At 56.5% G+C, this 16,077-nt stretch carries 15 protein-coding genes; 2 read left to right on the top strand and 13 right to left on the bottom strand.

The features are described 5' to 3' along the window. Nucleotide 1 precedes the first annotated feature (1 nt). Complete coding sequence (locus tag QRN85_RS08310) at nucleotides 2–520, bottom strand: glycosyltransferase family protein (protein WP_062586642.1); 519 nt, start codon at nucleotides 518–520, stop codon at nucleotides 2–4. A gap of 163 nt (nucleotides 521–683) precedes the next feature. Between QRN85_RS08310 and QRN85_RS08305 the strand changes: the two genes are divergently transcribed. Both QRN85_RS08305 and rnhB read left to right on the top strand, forming a co-directional pair. Then, nucleotides 684–1,841, top strand: a complete 1,158-nt coding sequence (locus tag QRN85_RS08305; protein WP_112964008.1) for a PA0069 family radical SAM protein — start codon at nucleotides 684–686, stop codon at nucleotides 1,839–1,841. Nucleotides 1,842–2,095: 254 nt separating this feature from the next. After that, complete coding sequence (rnhB, locus tag QRN85_RS08300; RefSeq protein WP_113169786.1) at nucleotides 2,096–2,749, top strand: ribonuclease HII; 654 nt, start codon at nucleotides 2,096–2,098, stop codon at nucleotides 2,747–2,749. 11 nt (nucleotides 2,750–2,760) lie between these two features. Here the strand turns inward: rnhB and QRN85_RS08295 are convergent, their stop codons facing one another. The 12 genes from QRN85_RS08295 to QRN85_RS08240 all read right to left on the bottom strand — a co-directional run bounded on the left by QRN85_RS08295 (nucleotide 2,761) and on the right by QRN85_RS08240 (nucleotide 15,908). Further along, nucleotides 2,761–4,593 (bottom strand): HAMP domain-containing methyl-accepting chemotaxis protein, encoded by a 1,833-nt coding sequence (locus QRN85_RS08295; RefSeq protein ID WP_284757418.1) that lies wholly within the window; start codon nucleotides 4,591–4,593, stop codon nucleotides 2,761–2,763. A 451-nt stretch (nucleotides 4,594–5,044) separates the two neighbouring features. After that, entirely contained in the window at nucleotides 5,045–5,530 is a 486-nt protein-coding gene (locus tag QRN85_RS08290; RefSeq protein ID WP_062586639.1) for a F0F1 ATP synthase subunit B, read from the bottom strand. Nucleotide 5,531: 1 nt separating this feature from the next. Beyond that, nucleotides 5,532–6,170, bottom strand: coding sequence for a F0F1 ATP synthase subunit B (locus tag QRN85_RS08285; RefSeq protein WP_284757417.1), 639 nt, complete (start codon nucleotides 6,168–6,170; stop codon nucleotides 5,532–5,534). 78 nt (nucleotides 6,171–6,248) lie between these two features. Next, nucleotides 6,249–6,476 carry a F0F1 ATP synthase subunit C gene (locus QRN85_RS08280; protein WP_027673924.1) on the bottom strand — a complete coding sequence of 76 codons (228 nt, stop codon included), beginning with the start codon at nucleotides 6,474–6,476 and terminating at the stop codon, nucleotides 6,249–6,251. Nucleotides 6,477–6,547: 71 nt separating this feature from the next. After that, complete coding sequence (locus QRN85_RS08275) at nucleotides 6,548–7,297, bottom strand: F0F1 ATP synthase subunit A (RefSeq protein ID WP_062586637.1); 750 nt, start codon at nucleotides 7,295–7,297, stop codon at nucleotides 6,548–6,550. Nucleotides 7,298–7,358: 61 nt separating this feature from the next. After that, the gene (locus QRN85_RS08270; RefSeq protein WP_062586636.1) at nucleotides 7,359–7,724 is read right to left on the bottom strand and encodes an AtpZ/AtpI family protein; all 366 of its coding nucleotides are present in this window, start codon (nucleotides 7,722–7,724) and stop codon (nucleotides 7,359–7,361) included. 270 nt (nucleotides 7,725–7,994) lie between these two features. Continuing rightward, nucleotides 7,995–9,170: a cell wall hydrolase gene (locus QRN85_RS08265; protein ID WP_162729360.1), complete on the bottom strand. Its 1,176-nt coding sequence runs from the start codon at nucleotides 9,168–9,170 to the stop codon at nucleotides 7,995–7,997. Between the two features lie 170 nt (nucleotides 9,171–9,340). Further along, a complete protein-coding gene (locus tag QRN85_RS08260; RefSeq protein ID WP_244475439.1) occupies nucleotides 9,341–11,179 on the bottom strand; it encodes a potassium transporter Kup in 1,839 nt (612 codons plus the stop codon). Nucleotides 11,180–11,272: 93 nt separating this feature from the next. Further along, nucleotides 11,273–12,250: a magnesium transporter CorA family protein gene (locus tag QRN85_RS08255; protein WP_062586633.1), complete on the bottom strand. Its 978-nt coding sequence runs from the start codon at nucleotides 12,248–12,250 to the stop codon at nucleotides 11,273–11,275. Nucleotides 12,251–12,647: 397 nt separating this feature from the next. Beyond that, a complete protein-coding gene (apbC, locus tag QRN85_RS08250; RefSeq protein WP_284757412.1) occupies nucleotides 12,648–13,766 on the bottom strand; it encodes an iron-sulfur cluster carrier protein ApbC in 1,119 nt (372 codons plus the stop codon). 101 nt (nucleotides 13,767–13,867) lie between these two features. Next, nucleotides 13,868–15,091, bottom strand: a complete 1,224-nt coding sequence (locus tag QRN85_RS08245; protein ID WP_284757410.1) for a CmpA/NrtA family ABC transporter substrate-binding protein — start codon at nucleotides 15,089–15,091, stop codon at nucleotides 13,868–13,870. A 76-nt stretch (nucleotides 15,092–15,167) separates the two neighbouring features. Then, nucleotides 15,168–15,908, bottom strand: a complete 741-nt coding sequence (locus QRN85_RS08240; RefSeq protein ID WP_284757409.1) for a helix-turn-helix transcriptional regulator — start codon at nucleotides 15,906–15,908, stop codon at nucleotides 15,168–15,170. Nucleotides 15,909–16,077 lie beyond the last annotated feature (169 nt).

The following is a 16,077-nucleotide window of genomic DNA, read 5'->3' as shown; positions in this document are numbered from 1 at the left end:
CTTACCGGGCAGCCCGCAGCACGCGTGCGGGAATAAGCTCGGCACTCAGCCGCCTGCTTTTCTGTGCTTTTGTGAAGTCGGACAGCGGCATACCGGGCCTTGCGGCGGACAGGGCATGCTGCTTTCCGAGCAGCAAGCCATATTCCAGCGGCGGCTGGCGTCGGCTAAGTCGCGAAAGGAAAGATGGCTTGTAGTGGCGGGACGGAGAAAACCGCGCCGCTTGCGTGTTCAGAGAGGTATATTCGAGAATATCCTCAATCCAACCGCTCTGGGGACGACTGCCCGGCTCCATGATCAGGATCCACTCACCGCGTGCAGATGCCACGATATCGCAAATGTCCCATTCCGTATGAAAGCGGCAACCCGCAGCTTCCGCCACCCGGGATGAGCCATCGCTGGACGCGTGATCGAGCACGATGACATCGCTGATGAGCCCCTCCACCGCTCCCGATACGAGCGTTGAAAGCGTGTGAGCGAGCTCAGGCTCCTGGTCACGGCATTCCATTATGACTGTCAGCATCTCGTCGTCAGCAAACCTATGAAATTTCTTCTATAAATTTCTATCGCAATGCAAAAGAAATAGCTATCACGCGTTTCCGCATTTTGTTCTTGTATTGTTCTCATCCTTCGTTTAAGAATCTGGTCATCCAACATGCTGGCAATTGCCGGTCAGGAGCATCCAGATGAGACAACATGTGCTTTCGGGGCAGGCTGCATTCCAGCCGGGTCATAGCCAGGATATTGCCAATGCTTTGGCTGATGCATCTGGTCTGCGGATCGAGATCGATCGCAGGCGCGGACGTGGCGCGGGCATCAACCCCGGCGGTCGTTTCGAAGCCCTGCAGCATGAACCTGTGGATGATGGCTGGCAGATCATCGAAGAATTGCCAGAATTTCGCACTGAAGTGCAGGTCGAAAAGCCGCGCAGCATCATTACGCGCAACGAGTCACCCGATATTCCGTTTGATCGGTCCATCAATCCCTATCGGGGTTGTGAGCATGGCTGCATCTATTGCTTTGCAAGACCGAGCCACAGCTATATGGGCCTGTCCGCGGGTCTGGACTTCGAAGCAAAGCTGTTTGCGAAGCCTGATGCCGCCAAGCTTCTGGAGAGAGAGCTCGCCAAGCCCGGCTACAAGGCCCGGGTCATCGCAATCGGCACGAACACCGACCCTTACCAGCCGATCGAGCGGGAGTGGCGCATCATGCGTCAGATTCTTGAAGTGCTGGCAAAGGCGGAACATCCGGTCGCGATCGTCACCAAGTCCGGGTTGATTACCCGCGACATCGATATTCTGGCGCCCATGGCCGCCAAGGGGCTGGTGAAGGTCGGCATTTCGGTCACGACGCTGGACCGCAAGCTGGCGCGCAGCATGGAACCTCGCGCATCAACACCCACCAAGCGGCTGGAAGCAATAAAGACGTTGACGGATGCGGGCATTCCAACGGCTGTCATGATGGCACCGGTCATTCCCGCCTTGAACGACCACGAGATCGAACGGGTTCTGGAGGCCGGAAAGGCCGCTGGCGCGACGGAAGCATCCTATGTCTTGCTGCGATTGCCGCTTGAAGTCAGCCCGCTGTTTCGCGAGTGGCTGTTGCGCAATTATCCTCACCGCTATCAGCACGTCATGTCGCTGGTTCGCTCGATGCGAGACGGCAAGGATTACGATGCCGAGTTTGGAAAACGGATGAAGGGCGCCGGGCCCTATGCGTGGCAGATCGGCCGCCGCTTCGAGATGACGACAAAGCGCCTTGGGCTGATCCGCCGTGGCATACAACTGCGCGACGATCTGTTCATTGCTCCTGGCGGTGCTGGCGTTCAGTTGTCCTTGCTTTAAACCAAGCCTCATCTCCTCTCGCTAGCCCGACAGGCTGACGAGTGGATGCACAGAATACCCATAGTGTCGTTGCCCTGCGCTATGGGTTTGCCCCCGGCATCTGCCGCCTCGCAAGGGTTCCGCTTTTCTCCGCTTGGAAAAGCCAGGAGGCCTATCAAGCCTCCCGCATCAGCCTTCCGCCCCCCTTTGGCTGCTGCATTTACCCTGCGACCGGGGGCTTGCAGGAGATCGGTTGCCTGTGCCAGTTTCGCCGCATGAAACAACGCACAGCATCCGATTCTCCTGCCCTCTTCGAGATCATCGACACCGGCCCGGATTTCAGCATGGAACTGGAGGCAAGAAAGCGCGGGCAATGGCCTGTCGCCGGTACGGATGAGGCAGGAAGAGGCCCGCTTGCTGGACCTGTCGTCGCTGCAGCGGTCATTCTCGATCCCGATAACATCCCCGCTGGTCTTGATGACTCGAAAAAGCTCTCGAAGGCGCGCAGGGAAGTTCTGTTTGGCCAGATCCTCCAGAGCTCCATCGTGTCCATCGCATCGTCAGGACCTGTCCTGATCGACCAGATGAATATCCTGCGTGCCAGCCTCGATGCCATGCGGCGCGCCGTCCTGGGACTGGAGATAGCGCCCGCGCTGATATTGGCGGATGGGCGCGACGTTCCACCCGGCCTGTCCTGTGAAGGCAAGGCCGTTATAAAGGGTGATTCGCGCTCTTTATCGATTGCGGCCGCATCCATCGTCGCCAAGGTCACGCGTGACCGGATGATGGAAAAGGCAGGTGCGATCCACACGGCCTATGGTTTCGAAGCCCACGCCGGGTATGGCACGCCAACCCATTTGCGAGCCATCGAGGCACATGGCCCATGCCCGCTTCACCGCATGAGTTTCCGTCCCATACGCCGCGTGTGAAAAGGATGCACTCAGCCGGCGCGACGCAACTCGTAGGATCTATTTTCGTATCCGTTCGATGTTTGCGAGGCGAGTTGGAAATGCTGCAACAACTCCCTTAGCCTGTCGCTCTCGCTCGCGAGGGCAGACGTGGCCGACGTTGTTTCCTCGACCATAGCGGCGTTCTGCTGTGTCGTTTGATCCATCTGGTTGACGGCGGTGTTCACTTCGGCGAGCCCAGTTGCCTGCTCATGCGCCGACGAGGCAATGGCACCCATATGGTCGTTCATAACGGTAACATGACGTTCAATGGTCTTGAGCGCGTCGCCCGTCTGGCGGACAAGTGACACTCCGTTTTCCACCTCGATGGACGACTTGCTGATAAGCTCCTTGATTTCCTTCGCAGCCTTGGCCGAGCGCTGCGCCAGTTCCCGGACTTCCTGCGCCACGACAGCAAAGCCTTTGCCCGCTTCACCGGCCCGGGCTGCTTCAACTCCGGCATTCAGCGCGAGAAGATTGGTCTGAAACGCAATCTCGTCGATCACGACGATGATGCTGGAAATTTGCCCCGAGGAGTTTTCGATTCGCTGCATCGCATCGATTGCGGTGGCAACCACGTCCTCTGAGAACTTCGCAGCACGGTTCGCCTCGGTTGCGGCCCCGCGCGCTTCGTTGACCCGTCGGGCCGAGTTGCCGACATTGACTGTTATTTCGTCAAGCGCGGCAGCTGTCTCCTCCAGCGTAGCGGCCTGCTGCTCCGTACGCTTCGACAGGTCAACGGACGCCTTGGCAATTTCGCGGGTGCCGCTGTTCATCGTCGCAATCGAATGCTGAACTTCTGACAGCGTCGTTCCCAACTGCTTCACGGAGCGATTGAAATCATGACGCAATTGCTCAAAGTCTGGCGCAAATATCTCGTTGATCTGGAATGAGAGGTCGCCGTCCGCCAGGCGCTTCAGGCCAGCGGCCAAGCCAGACGTTGCGACCTGAAGCCTTTCCTGCGCGTCGGCTTCTGCTTTCTGCTGCATGACAATTCTTTCGGCCTCAGCCTGTTGACGAAGGCTTTCACCCTCGGCTTCCAGACGCCTTTTCTCGATTGCGCCCTGACGGAAAACTTCGACCGCCTCAGCCATCGAGCCAATTTCGTCCTTCCGGCCTTGAGCGGGAATGGTGATATCCGTTTCACCATCCGACAGACGTCGCATCACGCCGGTCATCCGGGCGAGAGGTCTTGCCAGATGGATGTTGCCGAAAAGAGTTGCCCCGACCCCAATGGCGAGAGCGAAACAAAGGGAGACATAATTGAGGATAGTGGCGGAACGGGCGATCCCTACAGTGGTGGCGCCCTCTTCTCGCACGTCGCTTTCCATGTCATCCACTGCGCCTTGAAGTGCGGTCTTTGCGTCGGTGTAGAATTTGAGAGCCTCCCCAACGAATGTGGATCGAGCTTCTTCACTCTTGCCTTCGTTCAGCAACGCCTTGACGCTGTCCCAGCGACCTTCCGACAGTTTCCATTTCTCGAGGAAGGACATGAAAAATTTCTTGTCGGCTTCATCAACGAGATAATTCTGGTATTCGGCAAATCCCTTCTCGAGGGAGAGCCTCGCCGTTTGCATCTGAGCCTCGAACTGTGGGCGCGCCTCTGCCGGAGAACTCACAATCGAGCTCTGGGCATTGCGGACGTCGCCAACGGTGGCATTAATCTCACCAAGAAGAATGAAGGCCGGGACGCGATCTTCGACAATCGTTCCGATACCGCCTCGGATATTGTTCAGAGAGGAGATCGATGCGATCCCCTGAACGCCAGCGACAAGTAACATGACACCGGAGAGCCCGGCCAAGACGACGCCGATTGATATCTTCATTGGAAAGTCCTCAAACTGTCAAATCCGGAGAAGTACTCCAGGAAATAGATTTACGTCTAAATTTGTCAGCAAACTTATCCACGGTCGCTCCCCATTCAAACCATTGAAGGATGGCGCTTCTCCCTGCATAGTCTGATACTTGCATCGATTAATATTTGAATTTTATTAAATTTTCTTTATTGGACTTTTTCCCTGGAGCACTTGTCTTCGACCCGACCCGTCATGACGTCCGTTCTGCTCAGCTATACAAGACGATATCCATGTCTTTCTTCAGCGTCGGCTAAACACGGGACGTATTACTGGGTGTGGGTTGTCCTGAACTCTCAAGGTGGCGATGAACTGGAGCGTCACCTCGTGGGAAGGGACGCTCTTGCGCAAAGAAAAACCCTCCCCGATGTCTCGGAGAGGGTTTGTGGTTTGAAGACCAGACAGAGTGTGGCTTACCGCTAGATCAGTTGAGGCGCGTCTTGACGTCACCGACAGCCGTCTTGAAGAGCTTTGCCTTAGAGGCAGCGGTCATCTTCTCGGCAATCAACTTCTCGGAAGCGGCGATGGCCAGATCAACTGCGGCAGAACGGACGGCGCCGATGGCATCGGTCTCGGCCTGCAATATCTTCTGTTCGGAAAGCGCGTTGCGGCGTGCCACAAATTCTTCCGTCTTGAGCTTGGCTTCTGCCGTCAATGCGGCAGCTTCGCGTTCGGCAGCAGCGATGATGTTTGCTGCGTCGGCTTCGGCTTCCTTACGCTTGCGCTGATATTCAGCCAGCAGATGCTGAGCCTCTTCGCGCAGGCGCTTGGCTTCCGCCAGCTCTTCCTTGATGTTTCCAGCGCGCTCATCGAGCGAGCTTGCCAGCATACCTGGAACCTTGAGGTAAGCGATCAGAACGAAGAAAAGGATAAGACCGACGAGTGCGAAAAATGTTGCATCAAACGCCATATCAAGCCTCCTTCGCTGCGGAAGCAGCAACCACGGCTGCCTTTGCATCCGTATCCTTGACCTTGGTGCCGATCAGCTGATCGACAATGGCAGTCGCGGTTTCTTCAGCAATCGTACCGACGTCGGCAAACGCCTGCTCCTTGATGCTGGTGATGCGAGCTTCTGCGGCAGCCAGCTTCTCAGCCAGCTCTGCCTCGATCGCTGCGCGATCCGCATCCGCCTTGGTCTTTGCGGCTTCGCGAGCGGCAGCTGCGATTGAGCCGGCCTTTGCGCGAGCAGCGCTCAATTCTTTTTCATAGGTTTCGATAGCGGCATCTGCCTCGGCCTTCAACCGGGATGCTTCATCGAGGTCCTGTGCGATACGGCCGTGACGGTCTTCGAGAATACCGCCTACGCGCGGCACGATGACCTTCTTCATGAGCACGTAGAACAGGCCGAACGTAATGGCCAGCCAAAGAAGCTGGGATGCGTAAGTGGTCTGATCGAACGGCGGGAACACTGCGGATTCGTGACCGGCGTCATGCGCCACTCCGGTTTCCGTATGCGTTGCTTCCGGAGCGGTCTGACCGACAGCCGGAGTTCCGGTATTCGTTTCACTTATCGCCGGTGCTGACTGGGCCAAAGCCTCGGTCACGAACATGCTCACCTCCAGGGGTAGTGCAAATGCGAAGGATCACGGCACGCCAGAGCGAGCCGTGATCCATACCTGATGCCGAAATTAGACAGCGAACAGGAGAAGGAGAGCTACGAGCAGCGAGAAGATGCCCAGAGCTTCCGTAACGGCGAAGCCGAATACCAGACGGCCGAACTGGCTATCAGCGGCAGACGGGTTGCGCAGTGCGCCCGACAAGAAATCGCCGAAGATACGGCCGAGAGCGAGGGACGTACCAGCCATGCCGAGGCATGCGAGACCTGCGCCGATGTACTTTGCTGCTTCCGCTTCCATGTTAAGCTCCTTAGAATGGGTTGTTGCGGCTATTTTTGACACCCGTGTATCGGGGCCAGCGACTTTACTTCTCAGTGACCGCCATGCACGGCGTCGTTCAGGTACATGCAAGTCAGTACCGCGAAGACGTATGCCTGCAGGAAGGCGACGAGAAATTCCAGACCGGTCATTGCGACCGTCATGATGAGTGGCAGGATTGCGCCACCGATACCAAGTGCGCCAAGAGCACCCATGGAAGCGACGAAGCCCGAGAAAACCTTCAGCGTGATGTGACCGGCAAGCATGTTCGCGAAGAGACGAACGGAAAGGCTGATCGGACGCGAAAGGAAGGAGATGATTTCAATGGACGACACGAGCGGCAAAAGCACCGCCGGCACACCTGATGGCGCGAAGATTCCAAGGAAATGAAGACCATGCTTGTAGAAGCCGTAGACGACGACGGTTCCGATGACGAGGCACGACAGCGCAAATGTCACGATGATCTGGCTGGTGACCGTGAAGAAGTACGGGAACATGCCAAGCAGGTTGGCTGTCAGAACGAACATGAACAGCGAAAACACGAAGGGGAAGAACACCATGCCCTTTTTGCCCGCACCTTCGCGCAGCATCGAGGCGATGAATTCATAGGACATTTCCGCCACGGACTGCATACGCGTCGGGATCAAGCCCCTGTTCGACGTTGCGAAATACAGAAAGCCTGATGCAGCAGCTACCGTTGCGACCATAAAAAGAGACGCATTGGTGAACGAGAAATCGACGCCACCGATCTCAATCGGGATGATCGGCGTTACCATAAACTGATGGGTCGGATCGTTTGCCACCGTGTGCCCTCTTAGCCTGTTGCCGCTCGCAGCGGCACTTAACGTCTATGGAAAGGAGCGATCACTCGCCTTTCTTCCCACCCTTGTCTTGTCCCAACCCGCCTTCCATGAGCGGCGGCTTGGCCACCACTCCTGCGGAACGCAGTACATTCAACACGCCTGCACAGAAACCCAGAAGAAGAAGAACGATCATCCCCCAAGGCGACGTGCCAGCAAAATGGTCCAGAAGATAACCCAGCATCGCACCGACGATGACCGCGGAGATAAACTCAGAAGAGAGCTTGATTGCCATTGCAAAGCCTTTCCGGCTTTCAGCAGCATTCTGCTCAGTCCTTGCTTCCGCGTCGTCCTCCGCTTTCACCTTGGCCAATTCGTCGGCAAGGCGTTTGCGGCGCTCATCCAGACTATCGTTACGGTTGCCAGTCATTTTCAAAACCCGCCTTTCTTCTCCGTTCCGGTGTTGCCAGAACCCCTCGGAGTTGTAAACGGCAGGGCTTCAAGCCTGTTCCAGCCCGCTCTGAAGTCGCGCGCAACATAGTTTTAGGGACTTCGCTAGTCAAGGCACTGACCGCGCTTCCCATATTACAAAATTGTGTATGAAATTCATGCACTTGCGCGATTTGCGCGGTTTTCGCGTGATGTGAGTGTCAGGAATCGGCATTTTTGACACGTTTATCCCGGGAAAAAGCCCGGCAGATCAGCTCCAGCCGCCGCCATAGGTGCGGTAGAAGACGTGCAGACCGATTCTTCCGACTTTTTTCATGCTTTTGCCCCAGGCCGGGCGAACATAGACCGCATGATAATGCGTCGCGGAGCCCACTTCGTTCAGCCAGATCTTTCCGGCCGTCGTGGCCATGGCCACTTCACGGGCCATTTTCCAGTGACGCTCCGAATTGACGCGGTCTCTTATGTTGTCACAGGCAAATGAGAACTGGCAGCGATTGCGCCAGTCCTTGTTCTGGTAGACGACACCGCAGATGGTCTTTGGATAGGACGGATTGCGCACGCGGTTGAGAATGACCTGTGCAACAGCGGCCTGTCCCTTGACCGATTCGCCGCGCGCTTCGAAATAGATGCCGGAAGCAAGACACTGCTGCTCGGCGGCCGAAAAGACTTCTGCTGGCAGGGGCGTTGCCGCCCAGGCATGATCGTCGGCAGATATCTGCGGAATGAAACGACCTGCATCCGGCTTCTTCAAAATCGCGTCAAAGGGCGATTCCCGGGCGAAATCCGGTTCGGGAGGAGCATAGGCCGTCGCCAGCACATCGGCCGTGCGGTTTGTAATCAGCTCCGCCACCATGGGGGAAACGCTCTTTTCCTTCTTCGCCTCATCGCGACGAAAATAGAAGGAGGCGAGTTCAATGTCCTTGCTCTTCTTCTGCTTGACGAAGGCCGTCCGGTCCTTGCGCTTGAGCGGCTCGATATCGAGCATACTGGTGCGTTGCAGAACGGAACCTGCGGTAAAGGATTTGGGCGGCTGCATGATTTCCGTGGAAACCACCCTGCCCTTCTTGGCGGCCCGGTTGACGCGGTCGCTGTCCGGCGTGGTTTCCTTGCCGCTCTTGCCGGTGACGAAGGACACTTTCTTGCCATCAGGCGTAATCATGCCACCGCCGGTCAATGCCGAATCCGGAGATGCCTGATCAAATGCGAGAGACGCCTGGTGGACCGAACCCGCCGGGGAGTTGGTGAGAACCATGCGCCATTGTTCGCCACCGGCATCAAGCCCCGCCAGAAGCGATGCAAGGTCGGCGCGTGCGGCGAGAGAGGGAAATGCAAGCCAGGCGGCAAGGCCGAAGACGACAGGCGATGTCCATTTCTCAAACGAGAACAAAGACCCGCGACGCGATACTTTTCTTGAACGCAAAACCATCACTCCGGACACAAGACGCAACTCACTGCTACGGCTCCGGATAATCTCTCATTAACCTTGATGCTTGGTTAACGCGCTGGCGGCGACGGCGATCATTTTAGTATGCGCGCATGTAAAAAGCGCCATCCGTTACCGGGATGGCGCTTGATTTTATCGCTTCGGTTCCAGCGTCAGATCACGACGTGGGAGCCGAGTTCCACCACGCGGTTTGCCGGAAGCCGGAAGTAATCGGAGGGATCCGCCGCCGTTTCGGCCAGCCCGATGAACAGACGGTTCTGCCAGCCGGGCATTCCAGATTTTGGATCCGGCACGAGTTTGCGGCGGCCGAGATAGAACGAGGTCGACATGATGTCGAACTTGTACCCCGTGCGGCGCAGATAGCCGAGCGCCTGGGTGACGTTCTGCGTTTCCATGAACCCGAAATGCAGTTCCACGACCACGAAGCGTTCGCTGATCTTGGTGATCGTGTAACGTTTGTCCGGGTGAACGCGCGGCGTGTCTTCCGTACGGATCGTCAGAATCACATTCTTGTCGTGCAGAACGTGATTATGCTTGAGATTGTGCAACAGGGCCGCAGGTGCTGTTTCCGGGTCGCCGGTCAGGAAGATGGCCGTGCCGGGAATGCGAACCGGCGCGTGGGAGCTTTCCTTCTCAACAGACGCCACGAAAGCCTTCAGCGGTATGTCCGTGCGGCGCGTCTTGGCGAACAGGATTTTGGAACCGCGCTGCCATGTGGTCATGATGACGACGAAGGCCAGGGCCAGAAGAACCGGAACATAGCCACCATCATGGATTTTCAGCAGGTTAGCGCCGAGGAATATCAGCTCCAGCGAGATGAAGGGGAAGATGACAAGCATGGCAAGCGAAACCGACCACTTCCAATGCGTTCTGGCGAACTGGAAGAACAGGAGGCTGGTTACGACCATGGCACCGGTGACGGAAATACCATAGGCGGTCGCCAGAGCATCAGAGCTCTTGAAGGTCAGCACCAACGCCACGACACCGAACAGAAGGATGGTGTTGACGGACGGAAGGTAGATCTGCCCCGTATTGGTTTCGGACGTGAAGAGAATTTCCATGCGCGGCAGATAGCCAAGATGGATGGCTTGTCTGACCAGCGAGAATGCACCGGTGATGACGGCCTGGCTGGCAATGATGGTTGCAGCCGTTGCCAGAATGACCGCCGGCAGCAGCGCCCACTGCGGAAACATGAGGTAAAACGGGTTGGCCATCGCTTCCGGGTATTTGAGCACTAGCGCGCCCTGCCCCAGATAATTCAGTGTCAGCGCCGGAAATACCAGGACGAACCACGCCCACTGGATCGGTCTGCGGCCAAAGTGGCCGAGGTCGGCGTACAGCGCCTCCGCTCCGGTAATCGTCAGGAATACGGCACCGAGAACAACGATACCGTAAAAACCTTCGGCAAGCAGAAATTCCACGGCATGCCACGGATTGAACGCATAGAGAATGCTGTAGTCGTCCGAAATGTGCATGAGGCCGACGAGGCCCATGACGATGAACCAGACTGCGGTAATCGGGCCGAAGAACTTTGCCACCGTTTCGGTGCCGTGCGACTGGATGGCGAACAATGCCACCATGATACCCACGGATATGGGTATGATGAATTCATCCATCTGCGGCGTTACAAGCTTCAAGCCTTCGACGGCCGAAAGGACGGATAGAGCGGGCGTGATCATCGCATCGCCCAAAAACAGTGCTGCACCGATCAGACCCAGCATGATGAGAACGCCGCGCTTTGCGCCCGCCGTCTTCATCAACAGGGCAAGAAGGGAAAGAGTGCCGCCCTCGCCATCATTGTCTGCCCGAAGAAGGAAACAGATGTATTTGATCGTGACGATGATGGTGAGAGCCCAGATCATCAGGGAGATGAGCCCGATGACCTCCGACTCGGTCACGCCATCATGGGAAATCGGCTTCAAGGCTTCGCGGAAAGCGTAGAGCGGGCTGGTGCCGATGTCGCCATAGACGACGCCGATTGAACCGAGCATTGCCGGAAACAGCCCCTTCAGACGACGGTCGTCCGTGTCCGGTTTCTCGAGGCTTTCCTTATCCAAGGCATGAGACATGTTTATCCTGACCGGTTAAAGCCAGCCCTTCCAGCGGAAAAAGATGAACGGAATGATGGCTGAGACGAGCATGACGAAGACCGCCAATGGATATCCGTAGGACCATTGCAGTTCCGGCATGACGTTGAAGTTCATTCCGTAGACGGATGCCACAAGCGTGGGCGGCAGAAAGACCACCGACGCAATGGAAAAAATCTTGATGATGGCGTTCTGCTCGACATTGATGATGCCCAGAGCAGCGTCCAGCAAAAAGGTCAGATTGCCGGAAATGAAGGAGGCGTGTTCGGAAAGCGACTGTATGTCCCGTCCGATGGAGCGACCCGTTTCCTTGTTTTCCTTGTCCTGCTGCACATTTGGCGTGGCTTGCAGAAAGGATTGCAGGCGCGCAAGCGATGCAAGGCTATCGCGCACCTTGGATATCAGCCGGTGATAGGCCGAGATATCTGCGATCTTGTCTTCGAGATAGCGGGGCGCCTTGCGCTTGCTGCGCGCCTGCTCTCCGAATATCCCGGCTGCGACATCATCGATGCGCACAACCGAGGTCTCCAGTATCTCCGCTGTCCGGTCGACGATCGTCTCCAGAAGCTTCAACAACAGCGACGTGCCGCTGCGCATCTCGTTGGGAACACGCGAGATGGCGCCGATAAAGAGATTGAAGGATTTCGGCTCGGCATAGCGAATGGTGACAAGCCGCCGGCCCGCCAGAACGAAGGCGACATCCGTCAACCGCGGATCGCGGGAATCTGCGTTCCAGACCAGCGATCCCGTCATGAAGACATTTCCGTCTTCGACATAAAGTCGGCTGGATGGCTCGATATCTTTCAGATCTTCGCGGGTGGGCAATTCGACACCGAGCAGCTTCTCGACGAAGAGCTCCTCGGATCGTTCGGGATTCACGAGATCGATCCAGACAATATCGTCCGAAATCTGCGGGGCCGATAGGTCCGCCGACAGGCTGATTGCCTCGCAATTCGAGCGATAGGCTTTGATCAATCAGTTTCTCCGGTCAGCACACCGACAAAGGTCGGAAGGCTGCTCTAACACATCATGTGTGGCTTCCGCAAACGCCCGGATGGACGGCGGATCAAACGGCGCAGGGCTATGCTCCGAATGCCCGCAATAATCAAGGGCTATTTTTCACAGGAAGCTCTTCCAGCCTCACGACCAACTGCCGCGACCGAGCTGCTGTATGTGCGCCAGCGTTCGCATGACGATTCAGAAAATACGGAATTAACGATTGAAATTCAGCGGCTTAAATCGATACTCCAGCGCGTTTTTCCCGCTTCCCCTGCTCGAAACAGACACCTCACATGGTTCCGGCTGGCACCACGAGCAATGTCAAGTTGTGGAAAAGACAGAGTGCCATGCGCAGGACGCATCGATCAGACCGCTATTCGAAGATGATGCGCGGTGCTGGTTTGCTCAAACCCGCCCCCACCTGGGCCCAAACCTTCTCGGCAATATCACGGTAAATCTTTGCCTGTGGACCGTCCGGTTCGGACACGACAACGGGCGTTCCAGCGTCCGATAGCTCGCGAATGGAGATCGTCAACGGGACTTCGCCCAGAAACGGAACACCAATGCGCTCCGCCTCGGCCCGCGCACCGCCGTGACCGAATATATCGTAACGCGCACCTGTATCCGGCGCTATGAAGTAGCTCATGTTTTCGATGACGCCGAGAAGTGGAACCTCGACCTTTCGGAACATGGTGATACCCTTGCGGGCATCGATCAGTGCCATGTCCTGGGGTGTGGAAACAATGACGGCACCGGCCAGAGGCACCTGTTGGGCAATGGTCAACTGCGCATCGCCGGTGCCCGGCGGCATGTCCAGCACGAGCACATCGAGCTCACCCCATGCCACTTCCCGCAACATCTGCATCAGGGCGGATTGAACCATGGGCCCGCGCCAGATCATTGCCGCCTCTTCATCGACCAGGAAGCCCATGGACATGACCTTCAGGCCGTAATTTTCCATGGGGAGGATGATGCGGTTTTCCACCTGCTGCGGTCGTCCCGAGATCTTCAACAGGCGAGGAAGCGAAGGCCCGTAAATATCGGCATCGAGAATCCCGACACGAAGGCCGAGTGTCTGGAGGCCCAATGCCAGATTGACGGCTGTCGTGGATTTGCCAACCCCGCCCTTGCCCGACGCTACCGCGATGATCGAGCCTATTCCCGGAACGCCAGCCTTTGTCCGCGCCTGCGGCGCCGCCTTTGCGGCACTCGCCGACGGTTTTTGCGGAGCAGAACCGGGTTTGCGATCTGCTGTCAACGCCACCATCGCCGATTTAATGCCGGGCACGGCCAGTGCGGCTTTTTCGGCGGCCAGTCGCAACGGCTCCATCTCATTGGCTTTTTCAGCCGGAACAGTGACAGAGAAAAAAGCTTTGCCGTCAGCGATGAATATTTCCGACACCATGCCGAGAGCCACGATGCTCTGATCGCTGCCAGGGTAGACGACGCTTTCGAGTGCCTTTTCAATCTCTTTCTTGTCTATCTGTGCCATGTCATGTCCATTCTTGCGACAGTTCTCGCCCGCAGACCGTGCCGAGAAGAGCACGTGTTGCCAGGATCGGGCCGTTACCCGCTCACATATGTGCCGATATGTCAGTTTTCCCCGACCGTGTCGAATTTTTCCGGATCGAAGATACGCCCGTCAAAAAAGGCATCTGGACCAAGGATCAGCCCGGAGCGTGATGCGCCGACATGCACAGGTTGATGCAGCGTGCCCTCAAGCTTCATATTGGCGGACGGAACGGGTGCGAAGAGTGGCTTGATGGCCTTGCGGAAGATATCCGGGCGGAAGGCTTCACAGGCCGCTTCGTAGGCTTTGACGTTTGCCGAAAACTCGGCCGGACAATCGCTCCACCGCAGCATCTGGGCAAAAAACCAGAGCGCCTGACTTTGCCAGGGAAAATTGGCCGCTCCTGCGCTTGTGGAAAAGAAGTCAGGGCATTCCAGCATACGCGCGGGAGAATGCGAGATGAAACCGGTCAATGCAGGCAGTATGAGTTCGCCGTCAGTGTCCAGATATTGAGGAGCGGCCAGAATGCCTGCCAGTTCCTCGATATTGGCATTGCTGGAACACCACTCTCCCGCCCGATAAAGAGCGCGCAGAAGCGCTTCCAGCGTCGGGGCATTGGCGCTGGCCCAATCGCGGGAGACGGCCAGAACCTTTTCGGGCGCATTCTGCCAGATGTGCGATTTTGTCGTCAGTATACGTGCCGTGCCGCGCAGGACCGCCGATGTTCCATAGGGTTCCGATACATAGAAGCCATCGATGTCGCCGTTCTCAAGCATATCCGGCATGGCTGCGGGTGCCACCTCCAGAAGGACGATCTCTCGGTCGATCCGCAATCTGGCACTGTCGATCAGGTAACGCAGTTCGAACATGGATACGGAAAGCTCATGCTCGACGGCGAGCATGAGCGGCTTAAGCTTTGCCTCGGCGCGTGAAGAAGCCAGGCGCGCAAGCGCCCGCGCTACGCTACCTGGATCCGGAATTTTCATGCCTTGCTCAACCAGATCGTCATGAACGACCTTCGAGACAGCAAGAACCGCGCCGCCGGTAGCAAGGACGAATGGGGCTATGAGATCGGCGGGGAGACCAGGCATTCCAAGCGCGGAAGCAACCGGCAGCACCGCAGGAAGGTGCATGCCGTGCAGGCCGGTGTCCTCCCACGCGTCCAACAGCTCGCGGGGAGACGATGCCTTTGAAAGTTCGAGCGACAGACCTTCGTCCGTGGCAAATCCTTTTTCAGCCGCCGCAACAAGGACCGCACAATCAACCGTGGGAGAAAATCCAGCCTTGAAGCTTCTCGTAGCTGACAAACGAATCTCCTTGCCGCAAGCCATTCAAGAATTGCTTACGACGGCACAGATAACAATCAAAAAATCGAAAATATTCCTATTTTATCAGACCGACTCTCAGCGCCTTGGCGACAGCCTGTGTTCGATTGACGGTGTTCAGCTTTTTGGTAGCCCGATTGAGGTAGTGATTGACGGTATGCTCGGACAAAAGGAGGATTTCAGCGATCTCCGCGCTCGTCTTGCCGGCAGCGGTCCAGTTGAGGCAGTCGATTTCGCGGTCCGTGAGGGTTTCGGGAATGCGCGCATCAAGGCTGCGCACGAAAGCCAGACGGCTGAACACATGCGATGCGATATAGGATATCTCGGCCATGGCCCTGGGAGAAAAGACCACGTCCTGACCATGGAAGGAAACCGCTCCGCGCTGACCTGTCGCATCATGGACCGGGCACCAAAGACCGCTGTTCATGTCAAAGCGATTGAAAAGATCCACGATCATAGCGGTGGAAGCCGCGTCAAAGCCACGTGTTGCAAGGGTAAGGTCGACTTGGAAGGGCACACAGCACTGTTTCAACTCTCGTAAAACGTTGCTGCGCGACAGGAGCCGTTCATGGTCGTATTGGTGCAAAAGTTCAGCGGGCCAGTTTGTAATGACGGTGAATTGAGACAGTTCCGTTGCGATGTGAGAAGGCAGGTTGATGACCATAAATGCCTTCAGACCCCAAGCTTCAGTCACTTTCTTGAGGAATCTGAATATATCGAACTGAGTTTTTAGCTCGGCCACTTCCTGCGCCGATTCCGCACCGGGGAGCGTAGAAAATGGGGTATCTGACTTCAACATCGTCTTTTGTCTTTACGGCTGTTATAAAATGAAAGTTGTCGGCTAAAGAAATATCCCACAAACAGATACCAATTTACCACATTTTTGCAAACAAAAGTTGATGAGATAATTAATCACAATTTTCGAAAATGAGGATTGTTATTGTACATTTATGGAAAATCTATTGGGA

This window comes from Agrobacterium sp. fls2-241-TYG-188a, assembly GCF_030209845.1.
Note: the sequence above shows the minus strand (reverse complement) of the source record. Positions and strands in the feature narration are given on the sequence as shown.

Excerpts from the sequence above, each read along its gene's own strand:
- QRN85_RS08295 (WP_284757418.1), bottom strand. The coding sequence starts at position 4,593 with ATGAAGATATCAATCGGCGTCGTCTTGGCCGGGCTCTCCGGTGTCATG.
- QRN85_RS08290 (WP_062586639.1), bottom strand. The coding sequence starts at position 5,530 with ATGGCGTTTGATGCAACATTTTTCGCACTCGTCGGTCTTATCCTTTTC.
- apbC (WP_284757412.1), bottom strand. The coding sequence starts at position 13,766 with ATGGCACAGATAGACAAGAAAGAGATTGAAAAGGCACTCGAAAGCGTC.
- QRN85_RS08240 (WP_284757409.1), bottom strand. The coding sequence starts at position 15,908 with ATGTTGAAGTCAGATACCCCATTTTCTACGCTCCCCGGTGCGGAATCG.
- QRN85_RS08310 (WP_062586642.1), bottom strand. The coding sequence starts at position 520 with ATGCTGACAGTCATAATGGAATGCCGTGACCAGGAGCCTGAGCTCGCT.
- QRN85_RS08285 (WP_284757417.1), bottom strand. The coding sequence starts at position 6,170 with ATGTTCGTGACCGAGGCTTTGGCCCAGTCAGCACCGGCGATAAGTGAA.
- rnhB (WP_113169786.1), top strand. The coding sequence starts at position 2,096 with ATGAAACAACGCACAGCATCCGATTCTCCTGCCCTCTTCGAGATCATC.
- QRN85_RS08305 (WP_112964008.1), top strand. The coding sequence starts at position 684 with ATGAGACAACATGTGCTTTCGGGGCAGGCTGCATTCCAGCCGGGTCAT.
- QRN85_RS08265 (WP_162729360.1), bottom strand. The coding sequence starts at position 9,170 with ATGGTTTTGCGTTCAAGAAAAGTATCGCGTCGCGGGTCTTTGTTCTCG.
- QRN85_RS08260 (WP_244475439.1), bottom strand. The coding sequence starts at position 11,179 with ATGCTCGGTTCAATCGGCGTCGTCTATGGCGACATCGGCACCAGCCCG.
- QRN85_RS08280 (WP_027673924.1), bottom strand. The coding sequence starts at position 6,476 with ATGGAAGCGGAAGCAGCAAAGTACATCGGCGCAGGTCTCGCATGCCTC.
- QRN85_RS08270 (WP_062586636.1), bottom strand. The coding sequence starts at position 7,724 with ATGACTGGCAACCGTAACGATAGTCTGGATGAGCGCCGCAAACGCCTT.